Here is a 2653-nt window from a genome sequence, read left to right on the forward strand (position 1 = left end):
AAATAAAAAACGTCCCTACGTAAATACGTAGGGACGATATATATCGCGGTACCACCCTAGTTGTGAAAAAAATCTTCACCACTTTATTTGATAACGGTATGCACTACCGTCTTTCATTTCCTCACAATGTGAGATTTATGAAAGATGCTCCAGGACGAACTTCATGAATAATCTATATACTGATTCACACCAACCATCAGCTCTCTGAAATAGGGAGATTTTCACTACTATACCCTTTCATTGCTCAAATATTATTTTCCGAATTGATTACTATCATTTTTATCATACATTAAAAATAGTGTCAACTTATATTTTGAAATTTTATGCATTACATTCTATTTAAAAATTCAAAATATGACTTTTAAATGAATAGTATTAGAACATTTATGGTTTATACTGTATTAACTTCTCTAACAGGTTTATAGTAGTATACGATAAATGCAAGGCAGCACGAGTAGGAGGAAAGAATTTTGTCTACTTCAAAAGTTTTAAAAGGTACTGCTTTATTAAGCGGTGCAACAATGATTTCACGAATTTTAGGTTTTATATACTTTTTCCCCTTCCAATTATTAGTTGGAACGCAAGGGGTCGCTTTATACGGATATGCATACTCTTGGTACGGTATTTTATTAAGCTTTTCAACAGCTGGTATTCCAATTGCCGTCTCAAAATTTGTTGCAAAACATAATGCGCTTGGTGATTATAGTACAAGTAAAAAATTGTATAACTCGAGCGTAAAATTGATGTTATTTATGGGCTTTTTAGGATTTTTAACTTTATTTATTGGAGCACCGTACATATCACAATTTATCATTCGCTCGAAAACGCCAGATCCACAATTTATCGCCGACGTAACACTTACAATGCGAGCATTAAGCTTCGCGCTTATTATCGTACCAGCTATGAGTGTTACACGTGGTTATTTCCAAGGTTTTCAACATATGAAACCTAGTGCTGTATCTCAAGTTGTGGAACAAATCGCGCGCGTTGTTTTCATTTTAGTTGGTAGTTTTATCGTCTCAAAACTATTAGGAGGTTCAGTAGCTTCTTCTGTTGCAGTTGCTACGTTTGGCGCTGTTATCGGGGCACTTGCCAGCGTCTCTATTTTAATGATGTACTGGAAAAAATATAATGGATTAAAACCTCCTGAAGGTGAGCTGAAAACAAGATCATCAAACATTCCGTTAAGAAGTATTTATATGGAATTACTGCGTTATGCAATTCCAATTGTATTTGTAGGCATTGCAATCCCTCTCTATACGTTAGTAGATCAATATACCGTTGCTGATGTCCTTAGAGCAATGGGTGAGCCTTTAGAAACCGCTAATGCAGTTTTCGCTTATATAACGAACTATGCCCAAAAGTTAATTATGATTCCAGCTTCACTTGCAACCGGATTCTCATTAACGATAATTCCAGCTATTACGAAATCATTTACAAGCGGGAAGCTAGATGAATTACAAGGACAAATTTCAAAGATATTTCAAGTATTATTATTCTTCACTATCCCAGCAGCATTCGGTCTAGCTAGTATCGCTTACGATGCATTCCGCATGGTTTATGTAAATCCTGAAATTGCACTTGATGGATCACAATATTTAATTTCATTTGCACCGTCTGCTATATTAAGTGCGATTTTCACCGTTTCAGCAGCTATATTACAAGGAATTGATTATCAAAGAAAAACAATGATTGCATTCTCAGTCGGTATTCTCGTTAAAATTCTGTTGAACACACCACTTTTACACTTATTCGGTGGACATGGCGCTGTGCTTGGAACAATTCTTGGATACCTCGTTTCAAATATTATTATGTTGTACTGCATCGTTAAATTTGCGAAATTTAACATTGGCGAAACAGCAAAAACAGTATTTCTTATTAMGGTTTACTCCGCGGCAATGTCTGCTGTTGTAATCGCATTAAGAACATTTATAAGCTGGATTATCCCTGGTCAATCTTATGTAGAATCACTGATTATTGTGTTTATATGCGCCTCAGCAGGAGGATTTGCTTATCTTTTATTCGTACTAACGAGTGGACTTGCTTCACATATTCTCGGTGATCGTATTCAACGTTTACCTGTACTAGGGAAATTAGTTAAATAAAAAAGAAGAGATGTAACTTGTTGTTACATCTCTTCTTTTTACTTCGCATATTGAATATGCTTTTGTTGTTCAGCAATATTTAATTTTGGAGCATATTGTTCTACTAAATGTAATACCTCTTCGATTAACACTTCTAACTCCTGTACACTATACTCCGGTTCCYCTATCAGCGTATTTGCCATACGCTCATATAGATTTTCAGGTTTAATACTCATTCGTTCCACATTATCTGGCATCCATTTAAATGCAGGATGATGCACGTACATTCGGTTCATTCCAAACAAGACCCCAAATATATTTCTTTGTACTTCACAAATAACATCATAAAGCATAAGCCAATCTTTTCGTTTCAAAAGAGCCTCTCGATTATGCCAACGATTGCTTAACCAAAGGTTTTCTGAAATCATCCTTTTCGCCAGTTCTTCTGGATATGCTTCAACTCTATCTTTTAGAGCATGTACTTTCACTTCTCCATACAAACTCACACCATCATGAACCGATGATACAATACATTGTTTCTCATAATTTATATCATGCTGCTCTATAAC

General features: G+C 35.3%; 2 protein-coding genes and 1 other annotated feature. Of the genes, one reads left to right on the forward strand and one right to left on the reverse strand.

The genetic code is table 11. The features are described from left to right. Positions 1-26: 26 nt before the first annotated feature. Positions 27-250: a binding site (T-box leader), on the reverse strand. A gap of 220 nt (positions 251-470) precedes the next feature. Then, positions 471-2105, forward strand: a complete 1635-nt coding sequence (locus AC1DTM_RS22150) for a putative polysaccharide biosynthesis protein (RefSeq protein ID WP_477000887.1) — start codon at positions 471-473, stop codon at positions 2103-2105. Positions 2106-2143: 38 nt separating this feature from the next. Here the strand turns inward: AC1DTM_RS22150 and AC1DTM_RS22155 are convergent. Then, a partial coding sequence (locus AC1DTM_RS22155; protein ID WP_477000888.1) for a DUF4037 domain-containing protein occupies positions 2144-2653 on the reverse strand: 510 nt, incomplete at its 5' end.

The organism is Bacillus sp. P4_D3 (assembly GCF_056401855.1).